At 54.9% G+C, this 26,678-nt stretch carries 18 protein-coding genes; 2 read left to right on the top strand and 16 right to left on the bottom strand.

Annotated features, from left to right (window positions below):
• Window positions 1-94 precede the first annotated feature (94 nt).
• The 6 genes from N0M98_RS19385 to N0M98_RS19410 all read right to left on the bottom strand — a co-directional run bounded on the left by N0M98_RS19385 (window position 95) and on the right by N0M98_RS19410 (window position 8,786).
• Complete coding sequence (locus N0M98_RS19385; RefSeq protein WP_310944021.1) at window positions 95-2,596, bottom strand: WG repeat-containing protein; 2,502 nt, start codon at window positions 2,594-2,596, stop codon at window positions 95-97.
• Between the two features lie 92 nt (window positions 2,597-2,688).
• The gene (locus N0M98_RS19390; protein ID WP_259618883.1) at window positions 2,689-4,068 is read right to left on the bottom strand and encodes a DUF1254 domain-containing protein; all 1,380 of its coding nucleotides are present in this window, start codon (window positions 4,066-4,068) and stop codon (window positions 2,689-2,691) included.
• A 32-nt stretch (window positions 4,069-4,100) separates the two neighbouring features.
• Window positions 4,101-4,406, bottom strand: coding sequence for a hypothetical protein (locus N0M98_RS19395; RefSeq protein WP_249863141.1), 306 nt, complete (start codon window positions 4,404-4,406; stop codon window positions 4,101-4,103).
• 209 nt (window positions 4,407-4,615) lie between these two features.
• The gene (locus N0M98_RS19400) at window positions 4,616-6,628 is read right to left on the bottom strand and encodes a preprotein translocase subunit SecA (RefSeq protein WP_259618884.1); all 2,013 of its coding nucleotides are present in this window, start codon (window positions 6,626-6,628) and stop codon (window positions 4,616-4,618) included.
• A gap of 210 nt (window positions 6,629-6,838) precedes the next feature.
• Window positions 6,839-7,588, bottom strand: a complete 750-nt coding sequence (locus tag N0M98_RS19405; protein ID WP_249863139.1) for an SDR family NAD(P)-dependent oxidoreductase — start codon at window positions 7,586-7,588, stop codon at window positions 6,839-6,841.
• Between the two features lie 295 nt (window positions 7,589-7,883).
• Window positions 7,884-8,786, bottom strand: a complete 903-nt coding sequence (locus N0M98_RS19410) for a LysR family transcriptional regulator (RefSeq protein WP_249863138.1) — start codon at window positions 8,784-8,786, stop codon at window positions 7,884-7,886.
• A gap of 189 nt (window positions 8,787-8,975) precedes the next feature.
• Between N0M98_RS19410 and N0M98_RS33915 the strand changes: the two genes are divergently transcribed.
• Window positions 8,976-9,149 (top strand): putative quinol monooxygenase, encoded by a 174-nt coding sequence (locus N0M98_RS33915; protein ID WP_375295505.1) that lies wholly within the window; start codon window positions 8,976-8,978, stop codon window positions 9,147-9,149.
• A 72-nt stretch (window positions 9,150-9,221) separates the two neighbouring features.
• Here the strand turns inward: N0M98_RS33915 and N0M98_RS19420 are convergent, their stop codons facing one another.
• From N0M98_RS19420 to N0M98_RS19445, 6 genes are all read right to left on the bottom strand, one after another.
• The gene (locus tag N0M98_RS19420; protein WP_259618885.1) at window positions 9,222-12,788 is read right to left on the bottom strand and encodes an OmpL47-type beta-barrel domain-containing protein; all 3,567 of its coding nucleotides are present in this window, start codon (window positions 12,786-12,788) and stop codon (window positions 9,222-9,224) included.
• A 163-nt stretch (window positions 12,789-12,951) separates the two neighbouring features.
• Window positions 12,952-16,071: a glycosyl hydrolase family 95 catalytic domain-containing protein gene (locus tag N0M98_RS19425; RefSeq protein ID WP_259618886.1), complete on the bottom strand. Its 3,120-nt coding sequence runs from the start codon at window positions 16,069-16,071 to the stop codon at window positions 12,952-12,954.
• Between the two features lie 12 nt (window positions 16,072-16,083).
• A complete protein-coding gene (locus tag N0M98_RS19430; protein WP_249863134.1) occupies window positions 16,084-16,959 on the bottom strand; it encodes a carbohydrate ABC transporter permease in 876 nt (291 codons plus the stop codon).
• A gap of 12 nt (window positions 16,960-16,971) precedes the next feature.
• On the bottom strand, window positions 16,972-17,904 hold the full coding sequence (locus N0M98_RS19435; protein WP_259618887.1) for an ABC transporter permease: 933 nt from the start codon (window positions 17,902-17,904) through the stop codon (window positions 16,972-16,974).
• An 86-nt stretch (window positions 17,905-17,990) separates the two neighbouring features.
• A complete protein-coding gene (locus N0M98_RS19440) occupies window positions 17,991-19,607 on the bottom strand; it encodes a type 2 periplasmic-binding domain-containing protein (RefSeq protein ID WP_249863132.1) in 1,617 nt (538 codons plus the stop codon).
• Window positions 19,608-19,878: 271 nt separating this feature from the next.
• Window positions 19,879-22,263: a helix-turn-helix domain-containing protein gene (locus tag N0M98_RS19445; RefSeq protein ID WP_259618888.1), complete on the bottom strand. Its 2,385-nt coding sequence runs from the start codon at window positions 22,261-22,263 to the stop codon at window positions 19,879-19,881.
• 226 nt (window positions 22,264-22,489) lie between these two features.
• Here N0M98_RS19445 and N0M98_RS19450 point away from each other — a divergent pair, with 226 nt between their 5' ends.
• Entirely contained in the window at window positions 22,490-23,629 is a 1,140-nt protein-coding gene (locus N0M98_RS19450; RefSeq protein WP_249863129.1) for an AI-2E family transporter, read from the top strand.
• A gap of 86 nt (window positions 23,630-23,715) precedes the next feature.
• Here the strand turns inward: N0M98_RS19450 and N0M98_RS19455 are convergent, their stop codons facing one another.
• The 4 genes from N0M98_RS19455 to N0M98_RS19470 form a co-directional block, all read right to left on the bottom strand.
• Window positions 23,716-24,390 carry an HAD-IA family hydrolase gene (locus N0M98_RS19455; RefSeq protein ID WP_259618889.1) on the bottom strand — a complete coding sequence of 225 codons (675 nt, stop codon included), beginning with the start codon at window positions 24,388-24,390 and terminating at the stop codon, window positions 23,716-23,718.
• Window positions 24,391-24,549: 159 nt separating this feature from the next.
• Window positions 24,550-24,804 carry a YkgJ family cysteine cluster protein gene (locus N0M98_RS19460; protein WP_249863127.1) on the bottom strand — a complete coding sequence of 85 codons (255 nt, stop codon included), beginning with the start codon at window positions 24,802-24,804 and terminating at the stop codon, window positions 24,550-24,552.
• 171 nt (window positions 24,805-24,975) lie between these two features.
• Window positions 24,976-25,452 carry a low molecular weight protein-tyrosine-phosphatase gene (locus tag N0M98_RS19465; RefSeq protein WP_259618890.1) on the bottom strand — a complete coding sequence of 159 codons (477 nt, stop codon included), beginning with the start codon at window positions 25,450-25,452 and terminating at the stop codon, window positions 24,976-24,978.
• Between the two features lie 14 nt (window positions 25,453-25,466).
• The gene (locus tag N0M98_RS19470) at window positions 25,467-26,558 is read right to left on the bottom strand and encodes a branched-chain amino acid aminotransferase (protein ID WP_259618891.1); all 1,092 of its coding nucleotides are present in this window, start codon (window positions 26,556-26,558) and stop codon (window positions 25,467-25,469) included.
• Window positions 26,559-26,678 lie beyond the last annotated feature (120 nt).

Consider the following 26,678-nt stretch of genomic DNA (forward strand, 5'->3'; position numbering starts at 1 on the left):
GGTAAAGGTTGCACAAGTCCGAAGTCCGGATGAATTCGAAGCCAAATCCGGGGCTCTGCGGCCGCCGCGCCGTGCTCCCCGGACTTGAAGTGCTTCAGTGAAACGATCTCCAGAAGGAGCCGTTAACCGCGATCATATCCATAATCTCGCTGAACGGAATCGTGAACGTCGGGAAGCCGGCGACATACGGAGCGATATCGTACGGCTGGAAGTAAAGATGCAGAGCGTGCTCGGTGACATAGAACGGCTGATCCGGTTTGATGCCTTTATACGAATCGGGAAATACATAGGAGTACTGCGGGTCTTCCTTAATCTGCCTGCCGACGATTCCGCTGAGCACCTCCACATACGGACTGCCCGGTTTGAACAAATCTTTCAAATCGTATATCGCGCCGTCGGTCAGATCGATATGCGAATATACTTTTGTCGGCATGCCGTGAGCGGCTCCAAACGGGAAATTGTAGCCGTTGATCTCAAGCACGAGCAGATTTTTGCGAAAAAACGCCACATCGAAATCGCCGTTAAAAGAAGCATCCAGCTGCGTATGCGCAGGAACCGGCTTCACCTGCGCCAGCTGCTTCAGCCTCGCATTAACCTTCTGCTGGGCAGGCTGATCGCCCATTCCCTCCACCTGCGGATAATAAACCAGATAATCTTTATTCGGTTTATACTTCTCCTCCCGTACCCGGTAAGGCTCCCTTAACGGAATAACGGTGTTGGTCCGCCAAATCACTTGCCCCGCACGGTTCAAGTACGACAATCTGCGGTCTACGTTCGCCTGAATCAGATCGTCTTGAAGCGAGACGGTGCCGCTGCCGTTCAGGCGCGGGTAGCCCTGCGCCGCATGTCCGCTGCGGTCGATGAAGAACGTCTGGTTCCGGTCGTATACGGAAGCGAGTCCTTGATGATAATCTTCCACGTCGTAGTAACGGAAGTCGGTCAGCATCCGGCCGTTCAAATCGGCCATTGCATAGATCGAACCGAAAAAAGTCCGGTTGGGATCGATCGCCTTGCCGAGCGCCAGCCTCCCCTCGCCGGGCTGACGAATGTCGTTGTAGCCGGGCTGGACGACAAAGCGCCCTTGCTTATCGATGACGCCGTAGCGGGCGGTGTAGTTCTCCCCCGTATTGACGACCGCGCGCCCTTCCTGGAACGGCAGCGCTCCGGTATAAGCCGGCTGGAGGACGACCCGGCCCTGCTCGTCGATATAGCCGTATTTGCCGTTGACCGTCTGCTGAAACGGAAGCAGGCCGTCCCCCAGCCCTCCGACGAATGCGTAAGGATACGTCGCAATCCGGTTGCCGTTCAGCCCGATCAAGGCATACTCGTTATCGCGGATTTTGACGACCGCCTTGTTGCGGTAGAAATCCCCCGCATCCTGAAACTGCGCGGGAATTACTTCATTGCCTTGGGCGTCCAAATAACCGTATGTACTTGCCTCGACGCCCGCCTGCGGCACATGCGTAAACATCGCCCGGCCGTTCTGCATCGAGGCGATATATGAGTAAGCCTTCTTCGTGACGATGCGCCCGGATTCGTCCATCAGCTTGAAGCCCTGGCTGTCGATGACAACCGACCGTCCTTCGGAGAACTCGCCGATCGAATCGTAGATCGGCTGCACGACGTATTGCCCGGCAGCATTGATAACCCCGCTATGGCCGCGCACCTGCACGCGTCCCAAGCCGTTCTCCTGAAAATCGGAGGCATAGTCGTACTGCACCGGAATCGCAGGAGCTCCCCGGCCGTCGATATATCCCCATTTCGTCCCGTGAATCGTCTTGTACGAAACCGGAAACCGTTCGATCCGCCGAGTCTGCCTGTACGCTTCCAGCTGAAGCCGGATATCCCGGTCAAGCTGCTGCAGTTTTTCTCCGGCGACGGCCGCACCTCCCAGCCGATAAGCGCGATCTGCCGAGACGAGGGCCGCCTCGGTCATTCCGGTCCAATGCTGGGCTTCCGCCAAGTAATACCAATACAGCGGATGATCCGGCTGCTTGCGGACCAATTGTTCGTAGTAGCGGACAACCTTCGGATAATAAAGCGGGTATTTGTCCACCGCCGATATCCGCTGTCCCCGCCTCCACCGAATGATATCCACTCTGTACGCTTCCTCGCTGTCGCGTATCCAGAGCGCCAAATCGGCAAGCGAGGGCTGTCCGTCCCTCTCGGGCGTCGTCATCACTTCCATGAAGCTGAAATAGACGTCTTTGCCGGCGGTATCCTTCAGCCCTTCCTCCGTCCATTCGTAGACGGAAAGCCTGGATAGATCCGAATCGGGCTCTTCCTGCCAGCCGACGATCAAATTGCTTCGGTCCAGACTCAGCACCGGAGCGGCGGTCAGAACGCTGACCCGGCTGTACGGAAGAGCGACGTCGTCGGCCGCTCCCCAGCCGTAACCCAAATATTTCAACGCCAAAAGATGCAGTTCATGATCCAGACGGTATACCGCGGATATTTCCTGCATCTTGTCTCCGTCCAAATCCGCAGCGCATATCGCAGGAAGAGGATAGGAGCGTTGGGTCGTCACAAGCTCGGCGCCTTGCGGCAAGTACGCTCTGACGAGCTGTTCGATTTGCTTCTCGTTCGCGTTCATCATGGCACCCCTCTGCAAATTTCCCGTATTTCTGCTAATAGTATGCGGGTATGGGGGATATATGCATTGGAGCGGCGACAAGCGGGCCCAAACTTCTAAAAGCTGCGGGAAACCGGCGGCGCATGCCATTGTCCGCTTAATACCGAAGCTTGCGGCCAATAAAGGCGCAGCAGCAAATTGAACGGCCCCTTAGGCGCAGGCAGCCAGTTGGATTTCATATCCGCTTCAGGCTCCGCATGTTGGATGTACAGCTCAAGCGCCCCGTCCGTATTGTACCGGAGGCTGCCGAGATGCGGGCTCAAGGCGTAGCGCCCGATGCCGTTTTTGACGAGAAAGCCCTGCTCGTTATATAGGGTTAGCGACCAGAAGGCGGATACCGGAGGGAGCTCTGCGCTTTCGAAGCGCATCGTATATTGGTTGTTTCCGTTGAGCGGATTGCCGCTGCCGTCGATAAAACTGAAAGCGTATACCGCATCCTGCGGCACGTTCGCGCCGAAAATCTGATCCGCCGCCACCGCCCGGGCCAAATAATCCGTTCCGTAAGTGCCTATAGCGCTCAGCGGCATGCTCCAGCCGCCGGTCTGACTCTGCTTCACCCATTTGCGGGCCGCTTCCTCCAACGCTTCGGGCGCTTTCTCCGCCGCGCGGCGCAGCGCCTGCTGTCTTGCCGGGTCAAGACGGCTCATGTGAAAATCGGGCGAAGGAACAAGCCCCAGCGCCGCCAGCTTCGATGTCATCTGTGCCGTCTGAATAGCCGGATACGGGGGATTTCGATCCATAACGGACATCATCAGGTTGACAAACGATGCGGCATCCATCGATGCCACCAGCTCTTTGGGCGGATGACGGCTTATAATCATATGCCCCTCGGGCGCAGGATGCGAGATCGCGGAATGCTGCAGCCGGACGATATCAAGCTGCTGCTGCAGCGCGTGAACCTCCGGGGCATCTTGCGGACCGTTCGTCTGGATGCGCCCGATGATCCAGACGGTCCCGGTCGGCGCCTGGATGACGGGAATATTCGGCGGAAGCCGGTCCTTCCCTCCCGGTCCCGCTATGACGAAGTACTGCTCCCCGCCGCCCGTCGTGCGGGAGCCTATCGAAGCGAACACATTCGACCAGGCGTCGAGCATCGACAGCATGTAATAACGACCCTTCATATCCGGGACGTGCAGCAGCATCGGCCCTCCCTCCAGTTCCAGCCAGGCGGACGAATACAGCGTATCGACATTGGGCCGCACCACTTGCGTAAATTTAGGGGAAGCCGGTTCCTTTTGGTGAACAAACCGATTTTTCTCTGCCGTACTGACCGCTCCCGCTCTTCGCGTCACATCCATGAGCACCGGCGGGAAGCCGTAAATATATGCGTCCACGGCCATCGAATCCAGCGATTCCCGGGACAGCGCTTCATCCTGGGGGTGCGCCGGCGGCGCCGGACGGGCTGCCGCAACTTGTCTTTGCCAGTTCGTCAACATACTTGTGCATTCGCCTCCGCTCTTCGTCCGGATCAATTCACCGGATTTTTTTCCAGCGGATCGTACACCTCGAATATTTTGACGACGGGCGTCTCTTGAACCGCCGGCTCGACCTTTTGCTCGAACATCGGACCGAGAATCAAGCTGGCGGCATCGGCGTCCATGGCGGAATTCCAATAATTAATGGCTCCATACTCCCCTTTGGAATCGTCGGAAAAATAGACGTTGCCCCGGAATCCTTTTTGCTTGCGCGAAATGACGTTCAATTCGTCGAACAGCTTCTCCGCCGACTCTTTGCTGCCGGGAGCAAGGGTGAACAGAATGAGACGTACGTTCATAGCGACTCTCCTTTGATTCAAAATGACCTCGATGGTTCCTTCTCATCATACGCCGGTTGAAATGGGTTGGTGAGTTGGCGAAGCATCATTTGAACCGCATAAGACCGCCTAATGCGCAGGAGGCTGGACACTGACTTATACCCATACGGCGAACGGTTGCTCTTCACCAGCTTGTGCTCGCTTAGCGATTTTGCTTTATCGCCGTTTTTTTAGCGGCGGGAGCGTTCCAGCGCAGGCACAGGCTCCTCCGACTTCGCGGAGAGCAGAAAAGAAGGAAGCTCCTCGCGCAGCAGCCAGGTGATGAAGCACTTGCGGCGAGCCGTCTCCATCTGCTGAAACAACGTGTAGGCAGCATGCTGGAAAACAGCCGCAGGGTCTTCCTTGCCGTACACATGCTGCTCAACGCTCCACCGCACATCCTTCATTTGATCGAGATGCTCGGCCCAGTAGCGGTCGAGCATGTCCATATACGTCTGCCGCCACAGGGGAAGACGCTCTGCGGCGGCGGGATCGGCGGTCACCGCATGCCAGATGTCTCCCCATATCTGCAAGAGGCCCGGTACCCCGTGCAGCGCCCCTCTTCGATCTTCGGGGGCAGGCGAACCGCTCCGTTCAACCAGCTTGCGCAGATGCTCCAAATCCTTCTGAACGGAATGGGAACCGAGCCGCTTCATCTCCGATATGCCGAACTGAACATACCGGTCGAGCAACGGAAGCACTCGCTCCTTGAGCCACAGCTCGTCGCGAACGGAGTAGACGGTCTGCATCTGCTCACGGACCACTTCGTCGAACCATATTTGACGGCTGCGCGAACGCCCGGAAGCATGATGCAAACTGGCATGAAGCCGGTCGAATAATTGCCGGATTTCCTTCTCCGCTTTGCGGATCGGTTTGCGCGATTGCTTGTACATCTCTCTTTCCTCCTCGGCCCGCTCTTCGATCAGCGCGTCTTCGAGCGACAGAAACTTGCAGAATCGCCCGGGAGTATCCGGTCCACCCGAACAGGACTTCAGCCTCTGCAGCGTTCTGGCGCTTGCATGCATTTCAGCGGCTATGACGAATAAACCGCCCGCCGGGGCGTCCGCTTCCTCCTCCGGGGCCGCGGCGATACCTCCGACCGCCTCGCTGGCTGCCAGCGTAATCGCGCCCTCCCTGACGGCAGTCTTAAGCCATGCCGCATTATCGGCAGCGCCGGAAGGATAGAGCGCTGCGAACGGGAGCTCCGCTTCTCGCAGCCGCTCAGCCAGCAGCACCGCTTCGCTCAGCGTAGCGATCCCGATCAGCACCGGCTGTCCGCTGGCGTGGCGCCCGGCGACTTCCTCCACAAGCGCGGAGCGCTTCTCCTGCGCAGTCACGAAGATCCGCTCGGGATCTTCCTCCATCCTGCAGCCGGACTCGGACGGAATGGCGACGCAGCTCAGCTTGTACCAGCCGCTGATCTCTTCCGTTCCCTCTCCGAGCGGCCCTGTCAGTCCGGTCGCCTTTTTATACTGCGTAATATATTGATAAGCGGTCATTTCCGCCCGGATCGCGGACGGGCTTTCCTCCGGGGACGCCTCCGTGACCGTAACGGGCGTGAGCGCCTCGTCGAGCAGAACCGCGTCCGCTTCGTGAATAATCGCAAAAGCGGGCGGCCGCTGCACGCGCCCGAGCAGCGTAAGCGACAGATGATCGCGCAAATAATCAAGTCCGAACTGGCGCCAGTCTCCGTACGTCATGCTTTGCCTGTATGCGTTCTTCTTATCCGCCGGGGACAGCTCCTTGCCGTTCAGACCCGCCGTCAACCCGAGCAGTTCATAAACCGGGCTCGCCTGAGCATAATCCCGCTTTGCCGCGCACTCGCTTTCCGACATGACATGGACGCCGCAGTTCAACAAAGAATACCATGAAGCGGGAAGGGTCGCCGTGAGCGCTCTGTTCATTCCCGCGGGAAGCTCGGCGCAGTAACCCAGGGACAGCATCCAGCCTGCGGCCAGCTGCTGCTCCTGCAGCTCGGTTTGCCATACTCTGCGCATCGCTTCCTGGATCGAAGCGAACAGAACGTATTTGTTCTCCAACACAGCCCTGCTGTCGGGAAGCACGGCCCTGAGACCGGTCACGAGCTGAGACAATCCTCTGTCGTTGACGATTTTCAAACGAAGCTGCTGCTCGTGAATCCGGTCCAGATGATCGTCGATTTTTTCCTTTTTTAACCCCGCTGTCTGTCTAACCCATGCTCGCATGAAAAAACCATCTCTACTTTCTACTTATTGATCTGCCTGATATTGCGGTCTGCTTTTCATTATAACAACCGTTTCTAAACAAATTCTGAAACTAGAGAAGCGAGCGGATAACGAAATGGCGGCCGCTTCTCAGACCTATAATCTGAGGCGGCCGCCATTCTTGTTTTGCTGTTTCGTTAAACCTTGGGTTCGCGGGGATTTACCTTGCGATTATTTGAACGAAGCGTAGCCTTGGTCAGCCATAACGACGCTTCCGTTAATCGCTTCCGCTTCGTCCATTGAGATCAGGTAGACGGTATTAGCTACGGTTTCCGGCCGGGTCAGCTCGCCGCCCATCACTTTTTGCTTCATGCTTTCAAGCATGCCCTTATCCTTGAATCCTTGAATGATCGGCGTATCTACGGCGCCCGGAGCTACCGCTACGACGCGGATGCCGTATGGAGCCAATTCCAGCGCGGCCGACTTGCTCATCATGATGACAGCGCCTTTGGTCGCATGATAAGCGAAGGTTCCCGGCGACGCCAGAAACCCGAATACCGACGCCGTGTTAATAATGACCCCGCGGATACCCAGCTCCTTCATCGCTTTGCCCGCCGCTATAATGCCGTAGGCTACTCCATGCTGATTGACATTGATCGTGCGGTGGTACAAATCCATATTTTGCTCCAAGACAGGGCCCGCTCCGCCGATCCCGGCATTGTTGAACATGACGTCGATACGGCCGTATGCGGCGACGGCTTGCTGAACGAGGGCCTCCACGCTCTCCTGCTTCGATACGTCCACTTGAACGAATAGAGCTTCTCCGCCTGCCTGCTTGATCATTTCCGCCGTCTCCGCTCCGCCGGCTTCATTATAATCGGCTACGACGACTCGGTCTCCTTTTCGCGCGAAGGTCAGACAAGCTTGCCGCCCGATCCCGCTGGCTCCCCCTGTAATTACCGCTACACGCTGCGTTGCCATGCTGCGACGCCTCCTTCAAATCGTTATGTGATTATGGCTACATTGTATCCCTGATCACAATTTAAGTAAATTTATGCTTAGTTAATATTCATTAAGTTATATTTAAGTGAACAAATCCCCCAAACGTGACGTGATGCTCTGAAGCTTATTCCAATTACTTTCGGGGGAGCCCCCGGATACCCACAGGATATTGCTGCGCATCATTTCCTAAACAACAAAAAAAACAGACCCTCGGCGGATCTGTTCGTAAACGAATAACGGCAGCGGCGGCCGGGGATTCTATGAATCAGCGCGATTACAGCTTCTGCAGTTCGTGCTTTAATTTGTTGACGAAAATTTTGGCCGTGTTGGACAACCGCTTGTCCTTGGCTCCGACCCAGCTTAAATGAATCGGCACTTGAAGCGTCGGTTCCAGCTCGATGATGACGAAATCGTCCCGCAGATGCTCCGGCTGATTATAAAATGAGAAATCGATCCCGACGGTAATCGCCGCGCCGCCCTGTACCGCAATACGGATGGCGTCTTTATTATTGGTCGAAAACAGGATTTGCACCGGTCCGTAACGCTGCTCGATGCGTTCCATGTACCACTTTAAATAATCGTCGTTATACAGCACCAGCGGATGCTTGCTCAATTCTTCGGGAGAGATGCTTTTATTTAGGGCAAGCGCGGATTTGCGGCTGACGCACGCAACCATTCTGCCTTCCAGAAGCGGATCGATCGTTAACCCGGCGTGCTTCTCCCCGTGCTCCTCGAACATAATAATAAGCCCCATATCCAGCTTGTTATGGCGAATATCGTCGATAATCTCTTGCGTGCCTTTCTCGAAAAGCTCCAGCCGCACGTGCGGGTAATCCTTTTTGTAGCCGATTATCGCGTTCATATACAACGTCAGCGGCCCCGGAATCGTAGCCAGACGAAGCTCCCCGCGCTGCACGTTCGAATAGCTGACAGCCTCTTCTTTCAGCTCTTGAAGCTTGCCGAGCACCTCAAGCGCCTTGCCGATAATAACTTCTCCTTCGGCCGTAGGAGCCGCTCCCAGGCGGGATCTGGTAAACAGGGCAACTCCCAGCTCGGCCTCCAGATTCGAGATCGACTGGCTGACTGCCGATAACGTCACGTGAAGATTGTTCGCCGCCCCGGTCAAGGAGCCCGTCTTGGCCACTTCCACTATACATTCCAGCTGTTCCAAGTGCATTCTAGCCTCACCCTTTAGCCTAGCTTAATATACGATCAGCAGGTTTAACTGTCACTTCACTATAAATCAGTTGTACACTGATAGCAAGAACGTTATACGCAGTTCGTTCATTCGGCATTTCAGAGAGGAGACTTAAACTATGGTCGTCATTCATGCTCCCGTCAAGAGGAAGGCAATATCGGATATCGGCTGTTTGAAGCCGTCGATCAGGAGAACGCCGTTCTTTTTGTAGAAACATGGGCCGATTCGGCGGCGCTGGAACGCCATGCCCGAAGCTCGCATTTTACCGGTTTTGTCCAATCGGTTCAAGCCGATCTGGCGGGGCCCTTCCAACCCGAAATTTTTCATGTGGTCCGACATTAAATAGTTTCCGCAAGCCGGGCTCCGGTTCGATCCGCCCGCCGCACGTGGCGGCAGGCGGATATTCCCCGTACGTTAATTCATCTCATGGAGTAAAGCTTCTGCGTCGCGAATCAGATAGGAAGCGGCCTCGCTCGATATATGCTTTCCTTGCTGAGCTTTCACAAATTGGATAAAGCCGCTCAAATCATCCCGATCCAGCTTATGGCTTAAGCTGTCCGAAGTTCCGTTCGCTTTGATCCAGCCTTTATCGACGAACTTGCCTATGAGGGCTTGAATCGACTCCCGGCTTGCGGCGGTTTTGAAGCTTACGCTTTTGATGCTTTCATTGCCGGCAGAATCGGCCGCGTGGACGGTAAACAGGTGCTCTCCTAGCGGAAGCGCGAACATCTCTATATTATCCAGACTCTGAACATTTCGGCCGTCCAGTTGAATCAGGGCGCCGTTTTCTTGTACGCCGGACAAATTGTCCTGCACGCTGACCTGAAACGTTGCCGCCGAGGCGTCGCTAACGTACACCGAGTCTGTAACGGTCGAAGCGATATCGATGTTCGGCGGCGCAGTGTCGAGGTTGACCGTCAACTCCTTGACCGCTTCCGCATTGCCCGCGGCATCGGAAGATTTGTAAAATACGTGATACGTACCGTCCTGACTGAATGTAAGCGGATCGCGGTAAGCGGTCCATTCCGCTTCATTGTTGATCGTATATTCGGTGGATTGCACCCCCGATAAATCATCCTCGGCCTGAAGGCTGACCGTTACGGGCTTCACATACCAGCCGTTCAACCCTTCGGAGCCGCTTGGCGCGATAACCGCCGTCGTTTGCGGAGCCGTAAGATCTTGCCGTCCTTCGTCTCCATAGACGATAAACTCATAGCAGGAAGCGCTTCCTCCGCTGTAGCTGGAGCCGGTTACGGTCACTCTGACATACCGGTAAGTCTCGTCAAAGCTATCTGTCGTCAAGCCCTGGGTCGTATTCCCCGTCCTGTCCAGAATGGTCGTATAGGTCGCATCGTCGTTGCTGCCCTCGATAATATACCGGTACGACCTAGGGTAAGTCGTGCTGTTATACCAGTAGCTTTCGAGCTTCGTTATATTCATGCTGCTGCCGAGGTCGACCTTCCACCATTGAGGATAGCTGTTCGTAACCGCGGCCCATCGGGTAGCGGCATTGCCGTCGTTGGCGTTGCTGACAGCATTGCCCGCTTGCACCGAGCTGGCCGTAGCCGTCTTGCCCTGCGATACGATACCCGACCGGGTCGCCGCGCTGACCGGCACACTCCATATGCCCGCCCCGGCGCTGTTTGTGGCCCTTACCTGATACGTGTGGGCGGAGTTGGCCGCAAGCCCCATATGCGCATAGGGGCTACTTACGCCGCCGACTACCGCTCCGTCAACCAATAAGTCATAGCCCGCGGCTCCCGCCGACGCGTTCCAGCTAACATTAATCTGCGACATGCTCGCCGGCGCCGCCGTCAAACCGGTCGGCGCGGACGGCAAATTCGATGCCGCCGGAGCGATCGTAACGACCTGAGGATTGCCGGCGCCGAACTTCATGCCCTGCAGAGCGGCTTGACCCGCGACAAATTCGACGCCCAACGCGCTTGCGCGATTGACCAGCCTGTATTGGGCAATCCCGCTCAAGCTTGTGTTCGTGGCCGCAGCAATCACGGAAGAAGAAGACGCAGGCGTAAGATAGGCCGGAGCGGCGTTGCCGACTGGAAGAAGATACCACTGATCGCTGCCGGCTGCCGCTCCGTTGCCCCCGTTGGCGCCTGGATCGGCATCCGCGTCCGGCGCGCCGGAAATAACTGCCGCTCCCATCGCCCGCGTCGTAGCCGCCGAAGTCCCGGACACCTTCAGAACCATTCCCGTATCGACGTTCTGCAACCTGTAAAACCCGCTAGGCTTGGAAGGGTCGAATTCATCGGGGACGGGAATGAATTGCCACCGGTCGGACAAACCGTCCTTGAGCGCATGTCCGCCAATCGAAAGCGTGTAGGCGGCAGACGGAGTAATAGCGGCGTCATCCTGGTCCTTCGGCGGATTGTAAGCCGAGTAGTACGTCTGTCCGGGGCCGGGATCGGCGATGGAATAATTGATTTGTTTGCCGGACAGATCGGAGATCGTCCTGAACGAGTAACCGCTGACTTGCTGATTGGTCAAGCTGCCCGTGTCGATTTGTGACAAGTAGCTGCCTACGGTCGCGGGAAGTTTGCCTACGATTTTGAACGTATCCGGAGCGCCCAAATCGTCGGTCTCGTATACGTATCCGTCATAGCCGACGGAGCGGTATTTGCCGCTGTATACGTTAAAGGAAAAAGCGTTCTCGTATTGCGTGTTGACCGGAACGAACAGCCTTTGGGTCGCCGTATTTTTAAATATCGGGGTGCTGCCGCCGGGCGTTACGGAAGCCAGGTAGCCGGTCGAGTTGTTTTCTTGCTTGATGCTTATTTTGCCGCCGTCGACGGACACGGTCACGGCAGCGTCCAGAGCGGGGTCGGAGTAAGAAACGGAAGGAACGCTGTCTCCGTTCGCATTTTTTATCGTGCCGCTGACGGTATTGGCCGTATACGCGCTGCCTGCGGCATCTTTGAACGTAAAGACTCCGCCGCTCGGAATTTTTTCGTAGCTGATGTCAAGAGGCGAGCCGTCCATTCCGGTCCCCGTAAGCGTAAGACTGTCGGTCTCCGGTATATAGTTGACTGTAAGATTATGGTCGCTGCCGGCGCCCATCGGGCTTCCGATCCATCCTGCGTACCCTTTCAGCGCGGAGCGGGTCCATGTCCCGTTATACCATACATCCCATGAGCCTTCGGCCATCTTGGCGCTTATCGGAGAACGGGCGAGGCTGAAATAGGTCAGAATATTGCTGTAGCCCGGTTTCCAGTTGATATGGTTATTGTAGAGAACATAGAAGTACCCGTTGACGTTGTCGACGAAAAAGCGGGTGCCCGCTACGCCGTAAGACCAGGTTGAGCCCGGAAAATTACTCGCGGTGGCCGCTTCGTTGCCGTCGTTCCACGGCGAAGTGGCGACCTGGCCGATCAGCTTCCAGGTGCTGCCTTTATCGGTCGAGTAGGCGGCCAAGACGCGGTTGTTATGGAGGCCCGAGGCAATTCTCTCGTTCGTCGTCGGATTGCCCGCGGCAAACGGGTTGAACTGGTATTCATCGTTGGTCAGCGCATACCAATACCCCGTATCCGGGTCGATCCAGACGCCGATCCCGTCGTTATGGTCATCCTGATAAGGGGTCGGAATGCCGTATGTTTCGTCGAGTTTGTAATTGATCGTTCCCGGTCTGTTCCAGTAGGAATTATAGGTTGTGGCAGCGCCCCAATCGGTATTCAATGCTCCCAAGTCCGTATGGGTGTTGGATTTGATCCAGGAACCCCCGCTATCCGATTGCTCGTAATTCGCTACCGAGTACATCCAATGAAACTCTCCGTCCTTGTCGACGAAAGCCGAGCCCGCAATATCGGCTTTCCCTGAAGCGAGACCGGGAACTGTCGCTTGCTGCACGTAAGTCGGAAATTTCTCCGCCGCCGCATAAGCGGCGGGCAGCCCTCCCGCCGCCGGAACCGTTAGGAATGCGGCAAGCACCCATCGTGCCGCCAATTTCAGTTGTTTCGGAATACGCATACGATTACCTCCTCGTACAGTCATTGTCGAAGGCGCCTTCGTCGTCCTTCGTTTCGTTCCTCCGGCGGAGCATAATTCGGCTCCAAATGTCTCTGTCCAGACACGGCCGGCTATGCCCTGTTTGCTTGAGTCCTTCCGCATCACCTCCTTTCGGCGCTTCAAATCACAAATAAGGATAATTCTTGTTGATGACGAGCACGTTTACCCTCCATGGCAAACCCTCGCATGATCGGAACCGTATCATCGCAAAACCGTCATTCCGCTGCGTAAGAGGCAGCATATCCGTCGCATACTCGCCCGCTTTCAACGCTTTGTCCGGCTTCCAAACCATCTGCCCCGGGATCTCCGCCATCGTATAAGACGGCTCGGCGTTGTCCCCGGACACGATCAGCAGATCATATCTGCCCTTCGGCAGCTCGACGATTAATGCCGCTTCGTCCGTTCCGCCGATGAAATCCCGGCGAAGCAAATCCGGTTCTCCGCGGTCCGTCGCCGTGATCTTATCCGCGCTTTCCCAGCCGATGCCGCTGCGGGGCGTAAAGACGGTTTCCGCAGTTATTTTACGAAACGTTTGACCGGGCACGCCTTCCACGTGAATTTGACGCGGCAACGCCCGGTTATAATCTTTGACAAGCAGCTCCGGCTTGAGGCCAAAGTCGAGCCGATAGGCGGCGAGCTTCGACACGCGGGCGTTTCCGGCATAATAATCGAACGTGAAATGATCGAGCACCCGATAGTGATGCGTGTCCCGGTCTTTGCCGAGAAACACTCTCCGGCCCGTGTGCGCCTCGCAGACGCGCGGGCGGCTGCCTACTGCTGCTGCTGCGGCGCCGTTATCCGTTCGCGCCAACGGCTCGTCGAACAGGACTGCACTCGCCCGAGAATAAACCAAATACTCGCCGTCCCGAACCGTATCGAAGCGCAGGCATCCGTCTTTGCGGACATGCTCCGCCGCCGCTCGCGTCATCCCGTTCAGACGCATAACGATGACGTCCTCTTCTTCGCCGAACGGGCTTCGGAGCACGACTTCGCCGCCGGCTCGGCTGCGTATTCCGACCCAGGCCGTTCGTCCGTCTGTCATCCGGGCGCTAACCTCGAACCCTCCGACGGCCAACAATCCCCTGAAGGCGCAATCTGTCCACGGTCCGTAAGCACGAGACTTCTCCCCGGCATGATGATCGTACAGGCCGGCTGTGCGTTCCCGCTCGATCACGCCTTTCGGAACTGCCGGAAACGCCTCGATCACGCCGCCGACGCTTTGCAGCAGCATCTCGTTTACGGCGGCGACGATTTCGCCGGAAGCCTCCATCATGTGCGGATGGTACAGCGGTTCATTCGTGATGTTGCAATAATTCATCCAGCGCTCCGTCTCCTCCGCGAACAATCCGTTGCATCTCAGCGACAGGTCGATGCCTTGCTCGTACAGCAGTCTAAGCGCGGTATCTCCTTTGCCCAGACGCGAGGCGGCGCAGGATAGCCAGCCGAATTGGAACATGCCGAACTCCGTGTTTTCCTCAGCATAGCGAAGCGTATTGGCCGCCCGCTGCCGAAGCGCCGGCGCGCTGTAACGATTGATTTCCCCGATCGGATAAATCGGCATAAGCAGCGACGGATGGCGCAGATGCAAGTCGGCCGGCGCCCACTCGGAGTCGAGCAGCACGTCGCCGTAACGCGCGGAAACGGCGGTCGGATAAGGGGCGAGCCGCTCGGCGATCGCCTTCCATCGGCGCCGGTCTTCCGCCGCCTCACCGAGCCGCTCGTTCGCCTCCGCCGCCATATGCAGCAAATACTTGACCGACGACAGCGTACATGTCGAGTTGCGCGTGAGCGGTCCCTGCTCCGGTGAAATATCCGGGAACATATCATACCGATCCCTCCCGGCGTCATATTGCAGATAGCCTTCGAAAAACCGCGCAATCCGCGCGAACAGCGGGTATGCCTTCTCCCGCAAAAAGCTCTCGTCCATGCTGTAACGGTAATAATCCCATACCAACTGCGCGCACCACGGCCATATGCTGAAATACAGCGCATGCGGGTAATCCCCGGCCAAGCCGTTCAGTCCGTAAAACTGCTTCGCCATCCGCTCGGCATTGTCCGCATAAGTAAACAGCCCTTCATGGAACGCTTCCGCGATTTCCAAATGGTTGGCCGTATACAGCGGCCAAAAAGCGGCTTGAATGTTGACGTCCCAATACCACATGCTGCCCCATTTGGTCGGCTGCTTGATGTCCCACAACCCGTTTAGTCCGCATGCCTGCTCGCGCATCGCGCCTCCGTTGCCGCTGCTGCAGGCGATCGCGTACAGATTAATATGCCATAAGTCCTCCAGCAGCTTGTCGGGCAGTTCCACAGACGAACGCCGCCGGAAGCTCCGCCAGTACTCCCGATGATGCGCCTTCATGTCCGCAACCCTCCCGGCGGCCCGATTCAACCGCTGCAATGCGGTATGCAGCAGATCGTCCGCCTGCTCCTCCGTCACCACCGCGGTAAGCAGCGTTATGCGTTCCCCTGCTTCGCGAAGCTGTATACGGATGCCATCCGCTGCGCATTCCGCGCTTCCCTTCGCTCCGATCAGCTTCATCATCACGATGAACGAGAACGGTCCGTAGCGGTCCCGGTCCTCCCCGTCGGGATAGAAGGAGCCTGTGTAGTAAAAGGCTGACTCGTCATACGAATGATAGGTCACGCTCATGTCCGCATACCGCCGCACCGGAATCGTCAGAACGACCGTGTCTGCTAGCGTACAGGCAGTTTGTCTGATTTCGGTCACGACGATATCGTTATCCTGCGCAACGATCGTGCTAACCTCCAGCTTCTTGCCCTGCTTCTCCATAATGAAGCGCACGTCCGCTCGCTCCGTATCAAGCTGCAAAGCGTACGAATCCGGCTCCTCCAGCTCCGCCGACGGATGCAGACGGATTTCGCCGGTCGGATAATGGGAGACGCCTCCGGGCGGCTTGCCGTATTGGCGGTGCATGCTGCTGTCCGACAAGGCGTCCCCGTACAGAAAGATCGGCTCCTCTCCCGGATCGCGGTACATCTCCTTCGCCCTCCGCTTAAGCTGTTCGAAGGTACGGCCGTATTGGCTGCCGTAATCGGGTCCTTCTCCATGCGCATATTTTTTGCTGTACCGATGAAGCTTGCGGTAATACACCTCGTAATGATTGAGCGCGAACGTCAGCTTATGGTCTTCGAAATAAATCATCCCGCCAAAATGTCCGTTGCCGAGCGGCAAAGCTTCATTCCAGCCGCTCGGCGCGTTGTCGTACGTAACGATTGTCACACTAAGCTCCTCCTACCCTTTAATCGCCCCGATCATGACGCCTTTGACAAAATATTTTTGCAGGAACGGATACAGGCAAATGATCGGCAGCGTCGACACGATGATCGTCGCGTATTTGATCGTCTCCCCGATGGCATACTTGTCGTCGCTGGCGGAGCCGACCATCATCGAATCGGTGCTGTTGGCAATCAATATATCGCGGAGCACGAGCTGGAGCGGGTACTTCTCGCTATTGCGCAAATAAACGAGCGCACTGAAATAAGAGTTCCAGTGGCCTACCGCATACCACAAAATCATAACGGCGATGACGGGCATCGACAGCGGAATGACGATACGGAATAAAATCGTCCAATCGCTGGCGCCGTCCATTCTCGCCGATTCCTCCAGGCTGACAGGAACGCTTTGGAACGAGGTTCGCATAATGATCATATTGAACGTATTGATCGCGCCGGGAATAAGAAGCGCCCACATCGTGTTCATCATGCCGAGTTGATTGACCAGCAGATAACTCGGAATTAACCCCCCGCTAAATACCATCGTTATTACAATGAAGAACATAATGGCATCTTTGAAATATAAGTTCGGCCTGGACACCACATAAGCTCCGATCGCCGTCATGACAAGATTGATTGCCGTCCCCAGCACGACGTATAGAAGCGTATTTTCGTAGCCTTTTATGATCATCGGATTGCGAAACACCGCCTGGTAAGCGCTGAGATCAAAACCGGCCGGGCCGAGCAGCAGCCCGCGATTTTGCAGAAAGGACGTCGCTTCGCTAAGCGATGCAAACAAAACGTATAAGAACGGATAGAGTGTGACTATACATAAACCGATCATTAGGAGCGCGTTCAAATAGCCGAACGCTCTTTCCCCCGCGGTTGGTTTCATAAACGTAGCTCCTCACCAAAGTTTGTTCTCGCTGAGCCGCCTGGTAACACTATTGGCCGCCACGATCAGAATAAAGCTGACGACCGAGTTGAACAGTCCGACGGCCGCCGTAAAGCTGTAGCTCGCCTCCAGCACCCCTTTGCGGTATACATACGTCGAGATGACGTCCGCCGTCGAATACGTGAGCGGATTATAAAGCAACAGCACCTTCTCGCTGCCGACCGACAGCATGCTGCCCATCTGCAAAATGAACAAGATGGCAATCGTCGGCATAATGCCGGGAATCGTGACATGCAGCGTCTGCTTCCAACGACCCGCCCCGTCGATCCGAGCGGCTTCGTACAGCATCGGATCGATCGCGGAGATCGCCGCCAGATAAATGATCGAGCCCCAGCCGACGCCTTGCCAAATGCCGGACGATACGAACAGAAACCGGAACCAGCCCGCTTCTTTCAGGAAGTCGATCGGCTCTATGCCGAAGGAGGCGAGCAGTTGGTTAATAAGACCCGTGCGGCCCAAGAAATCGATCATCATTCCGGCCACTACGACGATCGAGATGAAGTGAGGCAAATAGGAGACGGTCTGTACGAGCCGTTTAAACATGCTGCTGCGGATTTCATTAAGCAGCAGCGCGAGCACGATGGCCGCCGGAAAGCCGAACAGCAGCTCATACAAGTTGATCAATACCGTATTCTTGAGGAGCCGTCCGAAATAAATTCCGTTGAAGAAGCTTTCAAAATGCTTGAATCCGGCCCACGGGCTTCCCCAAATCCCTTTTGCCGGCTGGAAGTCTTTAAAAGCGATTTGCAGGCCGTACATCGGCCCATAATGAAATATGACATAATAAGCGATGACAGGAAGCGCCATCAAATAAATGTTCCAATGCCGCTTCCAATCGGCGCGTATCGTTTGCAGTACTGCCGGGTTGCCGTTGCCTCTCGCCATCGTTGCTCCCAATCCTTTCCGTCCGGAATGGGCCTTGCCGGGGAAAGCAGACGTATGTGCGCTCTCTCCCGGCCTCGCCCTCCTGTTTAGCGTTTGTTGAAGCGCTCGAGCGCCGTTTGCTGAATTTGAATGGCGTCGTTAATGCCCATGCTTTGAATTTTTTTGACGTACTGGTCAAAGTTGTCGATCGGCTCCACGCCCATAATGAATTTGAGCAGCATTTCATCCTTGTACGTATTGATATCCGTCATGATAGAGGCGAATTTGCTGCTCTCGTCCTGCGTCGGGGTCACGAGCGGCATCTTGCGTTCGGCGGTCGGTTTGGCCCAAACGGACAGCGCGTCCTTCTGCTGCGGAAGCGCAAGATATTGCACTTGGAAATTGTCGCTGAGCACGAACGGCGCGCTCCAAGTCGCACGGGTATATTTGGCGATCGCTTGCTGAGAGCTGATGCCGTTCGGCGGGTTCAATACTTCAGGCTTTAATACGGCTTTGCCGTCCTGCATCGTATAGCTTTCGCCCTCGATACCGTAGTTGAACAGCTGCTCGCCCTTGTCTCCGTAAGCGTAATCCAGCCATTTAACCGTTTCGACCGGGTTTTTGTCGCTTGTCGTAATAGCCGCGCCGACACCGTTGAAGGCGAAGTCCTTTTGACCCCAAATCGCTTTGTCTCCGGGCTTGAGAACAGGATAAGGAGCGGCAACCAGATTAAAGCTCGGATCTTTATCCTTCATCAGGCCGGCATATTTGCCGATGCCCCCGCCGTTGAACGCGGCCGTCGCGCCGAGCACATTCGTCGTCATTTTGTTATCGAGCAGCTTGGCATTCGGCGCCGCGAAATCTTTATCGAGCAGCCCTTCCTTGTACCATTTGTTCATCGTAGCAAGAAAATCCTTGAATTCCGGCTGAATCGGGCCGAACTTCACCTTGCCGTTATCCTGGTAAAAGCTGTTATTAATGCCCCATGCTCCGAGGAAAGGCGCATCGGTGTTGAGCAAATCTTTATCGAGGTTGATCGGAATTTCATCCGCTTTGCCGTTGCCGTTCGGGTCTTTCTCTTTAAACGCTTTCAACACGCTGTACCATTCGTCGATCGTCGTCGGCATCTTCAAGCCGAGCTTGTCGAGCCAGTCCTGACGAATCGCAGGGCCGAAAAACACTCGAACCTTATCGTCGCCGCGCAAAAACGGGAACGCGTAGAGGCTTCCGTTATCCGTCGTAATCTGCTTCTTCCAATCGGGATGATCGGCAAGCAGCTTCTTCAGGTTCGGCGCATACGTATCGATGAGCTCGTTCAGCTTCACGATTTTGTTATCCTGAATCGCTTTCTCCGGACCGCCCGGGTAATCGGTCCATGCGTATTCGATCACATCCGGCAGCTCGCTTGAGGCGATCATCAGGTTAAACTGCTCCTTCGCCTGCGCGGTATCGAGCGGAGGATGCTGGAATTCGACCTTCACTCCGGTTATTTTCTCCAGCTCCTTATACATTTCCATATCCGCATAGGTCTTCATCTGCGCTGCGGCCGCCGGGTGATTCGCCACCCAATAGGTCAGATGAGTCAGCTTCGGCGGCTGCGATTCCTTGCCGTCCTGTGCCGATGTTTGCGGCGTTTCTCCGCTTTGTCCGCTACATGCGGCAACCGCAACGGCGAGCGCGGAAACCGACAGGATCAAGCTCGCCTGTTTCATTTTTTGGTTCATTGCTTTGCCTCCCTCGTAAAATGGCTGAAACCGAAACTTGTCGTTGCAGCTTTCGATTCCAAGTGTAAGCTCCGAAAGCCGGTACTGCCTACTCTCTCCTTTTCATCTGCGTTGTACTTTCGTAAGAAATCCGGTTTTGCATAAAAAAAATCGGTCCGACATTAAAAATCGTCGGTAGACGGCGCACGGGAACCCCTCGCTTCAGAACGCTTCTCCGATGCAAGCCTCCGCATAAGAGGCAAGAAAAAAGGCAGCCTCATGGAGACTGCCTCTATTCGTCCGGCACGGCCGTGTCCGGGGCGATCGTTTCCCGGTATTTCCCGGGCGTAACTCCTTCCAGCTTCTTGAACGCGCGGATGAAGACGACGTCGTTGTTATAACCGATCAGCTGCGCGATTTGCGCGATCGTCAGGTCACGATTGTCCATTAGCCTCTTCGAGGCCTTGATTCTGTTGTTCGTGATATAGTCGAGCAGCGTTTGCCCTTGATTTTTCTTAAAAAACGTCGAAATATATTGCGGCGTCATATGGAAACGATCCGCGATCATCGCAAGGCCGAGATTCGGATCGTCAAGAGCGCGATCGATGAAAGCGACCATGTCCTGGAGCAATTGCGTGCGATGATCGGATCGTTCGACATTGAACGTGCGGGTGAGCGTTTCATACAGCTCCTTCGTTTTCAGCTGCATCCCTTCCGCCGTCGAGTGACTGAACACCGCTTTGATCGGGTCGAAATCCTCCCCGAGCACTTCCTGCTGATTCGTATTCGTCGAGTTGACGATTTTCAGAAACGTGCTTATCACATTGAAAAATAAACATTTGCCGAGCTCCGGCGTAAAGCCGCCGGAATCGAAGTTCATCGAGTATATTTTATCGAGCAGTTTTCCGACATTATCGGCATCGCCGCTGCGCACGAAGTTGGTCAGCTGGACTTCCATTTCAAGCGGATAATAATAATGCTGCTTGGTGCCGGCGATATCCTGAAAATGAATGATCGCGTTCTTTCCTAAGATCAATCGGTATTCCAGAGCCGCAAGCGCCTCCGGATAGGAATCCCGGATCGCTTTGGGTCCTTGGTGAATACCTCCGGCGGCGACGGTGATGCCGATTTTGAACCTTTGCGAAACGAGGTCGTATAGCGACTGGACGATATCCCGAATGTCGGTCTCCGCCTTCTCCTCCGGTTCCGGCTGCAAATTAATGAGAAGCGCCAGCCGTTCCCGGTCCAACTCGACGGGAAACCCTTTGTGGGGCGGCTTGATCAAGTCGACGCTTATATTGGATACGATAAACCTCGCCAGCGCCCACTGCTGCTCGCTGTCTTCGGACAAGTGCTGAATATCCTCGATTTGAATCAGCACAACGGCGAACCGGTCGCTGATTAACGCCAGATCCATAAATCGCAACGAATCTTCGTTCTCCGCAGATACGTCCACATCCATGTGCCCGTGCAGAAGCCGGGATAAATAGTTCGCCCGAATGAACGGCGTTTGCTTGGTCAGCGTGCTGCGCAAATGGTTTTCTTCATGAATCGAGCCTTCGAACGTCTGCCTGATAAACTCGTACTCGTCGAAGGAAGGCCGTCCGCTCATACGTTTGCCGCGCATTATCGCGTTCACCGTTTTTTGCAGCGGCTTATAGCTGCGGTATACCCCGGCGATTACAGCTAGCAGACCGGCGATCAAGCACAAGATGAACAAGCCGAGAGACCATGTTTGAATTTGATTGACCTGCTGCATGAACACATCGTTCGGCGTGATCGATACATATTTAAAGCCCGCTTTTTGCGAGGACACGAACGATACCATCTGATCGACGCCTCCGAGCTTGTAGCCGAACGGCGCGTCGGTATGCTCCATCCGCTTCAGCAGCTCTCCCGGAAACGGCGTTGCGCTCGTGCTCATGATCGTTTGGCCGTCGTTGTCGATAATATAGATGGCGCTGTGGCTGGCCGATTCCAGCTGGGCGAACATCCCCTTGATTTGATCGACATCGATCAAAACGACGAAATTTCCGAGGTGATCGGCCGGCGAGCTGACGGGAAGCGTCTTCACATATACAATGACTTCCTTCGGAAACGTTTCGATGCTTGCCATCGGATTCAATCCCCGGGCCAGAGAAGCGACCGGCAAGTAGGACACTTTATGCAAGCCTGTCAGAAGCCCCTGCTTCCACTGCTCGTACGGCTGCCCTTGAAACGTGTAATAAGTCGAATAAAACGTGTGCGAATCGGTGAGCAAATCGGCCTTGACAATTTTATCGCTTCGCGCGAAATAGACGAAATAATCGAAAATAAAGCTGCTGGTCATGCTCCGGTAACGCGTCATTTTATCCCGCATGAACTCGACAAACTGGTAATCGTCGGCGCTGCTTGCATGATCGGAAATTTTCAGCATATAATCCAGCTTGGGATCGAACACGACTTGGCGCGTTAGATTATCCACTTCCGACAGTTTGTTGTCGAGCAAAAGCCTCAGCTGCTCCAGCATGGCCGCATTGGAGCGGTTCGTGCTCTTTTCCAGACTCTCCTCCACCTTCGCATATAAAAACAGCCCCATAGCCATCGGAATAAGCAGAATAAACAGGTTGGAGACGATCAGTGTCTTAAGCGCGTTTCTGCGATTGCCAAACAAGCGTACATTAAGCCGTAATTTCAAAGCCTTTCACGTCCAATCCTGAAGTTCCGTTTCGCCGTTTGCGCAAGCTGCGGCCTTCGCCCCGGCGGTTCCCATTTTCCAATAAAAGTGCTATCAAAATCTTATCATCATAAAAAAATTCTGTAAATGCCAGGATATGGATTCGCTTTTTCATGCATACATTGTTATTTGCCGCCGTTCTTGTCAATACTGGAAAAATAAGCGGAGAACAGGGAGAGGAACTGCCATGAGAAATTCAGGGGTTTGGGCGGAGCGGTTCAAGTCGTTGATGTTTCGCAACCAATTCGTATTTTTTCTGCTGATCCTGCTGTTGATCGGCCTAAATATTTTGGTGCTGACAAAAGTTAACTTTATATTCAGACCTTTTCTTGTTTTGGTTAAAACCGTCCTGCTGCCGATTATTTTGAGCGGAATTATGTACTATTTGCTGAATCCGGTCGTCGCTTACCTGGAGAGCAAAAAAGTTCGCCGCGTCTATTCGATTATCGTGCTGTATTTGCTGATTCTGGGCATTCTCGCTTTAATTATCGTCACGGTCATTCCTCTGATCCGCCAGCAAATCTTAAGCCTCGTGGAAAATTTGCCGGCTTACAGCGAGGTTATCAAGCTTCAATTCGAGCAGCTTATGGGTATGAAGCTGATCAATCAGCTTGCGCAAGCGATCAATTATAACTCCGACGATCTGATTAATTCGATCTCGCAGCGGGCCAGCTCTATGCTGAATCATACGTGGTCGAGCTTGAGCGGATTTCTCGGGGCGCTGACTGAAACGATTCTGGCTATTGTCACCGTGCCGTTCATCTTGTTCTACCTGCTCATTGACGGCAAACGGCTTCCCCCGTACATCTTGCAATTCGTGCCGATCGTCATTCGCGATCAAACGTTCCGGGTTATGAAAGAAATGAGCCATCAGATCAGCTCCTACATACGCGGACAAATTATCGTCAGCTTCTGCATCGGCTTCCTGCTGTTCATCGGTTACCAAGTAATCGGTCTCGACTACTCTCTTGTGCTTGCGGTAATGGCCGCCTGCACCAGCATCGTACCGTACCTCGGGCCCGCAATCGCCATTACGCCTGCGCTCATTGTAGCCAGCGTCACTTCGCCGGTTATGCTGCTCAAAATGATCGCCATCTGGACGATCGTTCAACTGATCGAAGGCAAATTCATCTCGCCGCAAATTATGGGCAAAACACTGCACATTCATCCTGTGACGATTATCTTCGTCATATTGACGGCCGGGAACTTGTTCGGGATCGCCGGAATTATTCTTGCCGTACCCGGCTATGCCGTGCTTAAGGTTATCGTCACCCATTTGTTCCTCTGGTTCAAGTCGCGCTCCGGTCTTTATGAAGCTCCGAAGTAACTCCGCAGCAAAAGCCTGCGGCTAACCGCTTGCGAAGCGCGGCTGCTGCGAAGGCCGAATCGTTCGACAGCCATAGCGGTAAGGTTCTACCGGCCTGCATTATGAAAATAGCCGATCAATTGATCGAGGCTCAGATCGAGCATGGAGTTCAGCCGCATATCGTATGCCTCGAAGCGAAGCGGCCTCGTCAAGTCGTTGGGCACAATGACGGTATGGAGTCCGGCCGCTTTGGCCGCCGCCGCTCCATTCGGCGAATCCTCGAAGGCAACGGCTTCCGCCGAGCCGATATTCAGCCGCGCCAGCGCCTTGATATACAGCTCGGGGTCCGGCTTCACGCGGACGGCGTCTTCGTGGGTGAGGATACAGTCGAACTGCTCCGTGAGCTTCAGCTGCTCCAGATTGGGCATGACCCAATCCAGCGGAGCGCTGGATACAAGCCCCGTGAGCAGCCCGAGCCGCTTGGCCGCGCTCAAATATTCCTCAACGCCGGGGCGGGCAAATTCATGCTCCATCAGCTGATCGTAGTAGCTCCTGCGCTCTCGCCTGGCCGTCTCCAGATCAAGCCCGGTCCGGCTGCCCATTCCTTGCAATAAATGGTCGTAAGGATTAAACGAATTCGCTTCTCCTCCGATCCGCACGAGGTATCGTTCCAACGGCAGCTCGGCTCCATAGGCCCGATACAACATCCGAAACGATTCGTACTCCTTCGTTTCCGTATCGCGAATTAGTCCGTCGAAGTCAAATAATACGGCCCGAATCATCCTATCACCCTTTATCACATTATCAAATTACTGCTTTAATTAGTTAAAATATCGCAGCATACGGATTATTATATTCCCCTTTCCATCATCTGTAAAGAACGGCGTCGCGAAACAAGCGGCTTTCAGTCTGTTGTATAGCCGATGAAACCACCAGCCGGTTTACGGGCGCGTTCGCTCTTCCAGCTCGGCCAGATAGCGGTAAGCTTCCTCATTCGTCTGCCCGCACATGTCCGGCGACGGCTGCAGGCTGCCGCAAACCGCCGGACGCTCCGGCTTACCGAACAGCGTGCATCGATTATCGTCCGTCAGCTGGATGCAGCGTACCCCGGCAGGCTTGCCTTTCGGCATGCCGGGAATCGGCGATGAAATCGATACGGCAATACAGCATGCGGCACATCCCAAACGGCATTCCATGGTCGGTTCGCTCCCTTGTTCGCAATATCGGCTTTCGCAGCGTTACTGCGCTGGCGTTGGTATCATTAAGCCATTGTTCGTCCGGTAAGTCAAGCGGGCAGCCTGCCCGACAAGAAAAAGCTTAACCGCTCTTCCCACAGGGAAGAACGATTAAGCTTGAAATGACGGTTATTAAATGCTCTCCTGCTCGCGGATAAAGGCGAGCAGGTTATCGCAGCCGGCGCTGACCAGCTCGAATACTTCTTCAAAATTCCCGGTATAATACGAATCGGGCACATCGCTTCGCCCGCTAGGCGGGACGAAATCGAGCAGCTTCTTCAGCACGGCGCGGTGCTCCTGCCCGCTCCCCGGCAAAACCCGCAGATTATCGATATTGCTGGAATCCATAGCGATAATGTAGTCGAACGACTCGAAGTCGGCCGCTGTCGTCTGCCTGGCGCGAATGCCCGCATAATCGATACCGTTGCGCTGCAAAATGCGGCGCGTTCCTTCATGAGGAGGTTGTCCGACGTGCCAGCTTCCGGTTCCCGCCGAATCGGCGGCAATCCGGTCCTCAAGCCCGGCTTCCTTCACCTTGCTGCGAAACACCGCTTCCGCCATCGGCGACCGGCAAATATTGCCCAAGCATACGAATAACACCCGGATCATGGAATTCACCTGTCTTACGAAAGAATCGCTTTCTGCTGAACTTCGACCATCCAGCTGAACGGATCTTCCTGAGCCCCTTGCTGAATGGAGGTCAGCGTGTCGTACAGCTTCTGCGACAGCTCGCCGGTATGTCCTCCGTTGATCAGCATTTGATGTCCGTTCCAGTACAAATCGCCGATCGGCGAGATGACCGCGGCCGTACCTGTGCCGAACGCTTCCTCCAGCGTCCCGTTCGTGTACGCCTCGTAAATTTCATCGATGCTGATTTGACGCTCAACCACAGGAACATTCCAATGCTTGAGCAATTGGATCATCGAATTTCTCGTAATGCCGTCGAGAATGCTGCCGTTCAATTCCGGCGTATAGACAGTGCCTCCGATTTTGAAGAACACGTTCATACTGCCTACTTCTTCGATATATTTTTGATGAACGCCGTCCAGCCAGAGCACCTGCGAATAGCCTTTGCTGGTCGCTTCCTCTTGGGCTTTCAAGCCGCCCGCGTAGTTGCCGGCCGTCTTCGCGTTGCCTGTACCGCCTCTAACCGCGCGCACATAGTCGGATTCGACATAAATTTTAACCGGATGAATGCCTTCGGCGTAATAAGCACCGACAGGAGACATAATGATCATGAAGTGGTAGTTATGCGACGGCGCAACCCCGAGCGTTGCTTGGGTAGCGATAACGAACGGGCGAATGTACAGCGAATTGCCTTCTTGCGAAGGTACCCAGTCCTGATCGACCAGAATCAGCTGCTTCAGCGCTTCCAGAGCCAGTTCTCCGTCGACATCCGGAATGCTCAAGCGGGAATTGGAACGATTCAAACGCAAGAAGTTTTGTTCGGGACGGAAAAGCAAGATACGGCCGTCCGCCGCTCTGTACGCTTTGAGCCCCTCGAACACCGTTTGGCCGTAATGAAACACTTTGGCCGCAGGGTCCATCATGATCGGCTGGTAAGGAATGATACGCGGATTAATCCAGCCTTTTCCCTCTTCATAATCCATAATAAACATATGATCGGTAAAATATTTGCCGAAACCGAGCTGATTTTCATCCGGTTTTTGCTTTGGAGCGGTAGTGCGTTCGATTTTGATAGAGTTAGCTGTCATTCCGATACATCCCCTTATGAAAAATACTTATTTAGTTGAATCGTATCACTTGATTAGGTATATTAAAAATATCTGTTTTATGGGGTTCCCATACCTTTTAGGTATCACCAAACTTGGAGG

The sequence above is a fragment of the Paenibacillus doosanensis genome (genome assembly GCF_025060755.1).
Lineage (GTDB): Bacteria > Bacillota > Bacilli > Paenibacillales > NBRC-103111 > Paenibacillus_S > Paenibacillus_S doosanensis.